Here is a 276-nt window from a genome sequence, read left to right on the forward strand (position 1 = left end):
AACGCAATACGCCACGGAATTACTTCGGTAATCGGATGGTATGGCGAACTGCGCCGTCCACGTTTCTCTTTCTTCATTAGGATATGTCCTCACGGCGAGCGCGATCTTCGATCGCTGCCTCCGGACGGGGCGCCAGACGACTGGCGACGGCCTCTGGCCTGTATGGGCGAGCGTCACTGACGTCGAGTTCGTAGAGATCGGGCCTGTAGCTCAGTTGGTTAGAGCACACGCTTGATAAGCGTGGGGTCGGAAGTTCAAGTCTTCCCAGGCCCACCA

At 58.0% G+C, this 276-nt stretch carries 1 tRNA gene; it reads left to right on the forward strand.

From position 1 onward, the window contains the following. The first annotated feature begins 199 nt into the window (after positions 1 to 199). A tRNA-Ile gene (locus ACCD05_RS31860) sits at positions 200 to 276 on the forward strand.

The organism is Rhizobium sp. Rhizsp42, assembly GCF_047304155.1.
GTDB lineage: Bacteria > Pseudomonadota > Alphaproteobacteria > Rhizobiales > Rhizobiaceae > Rhizobium.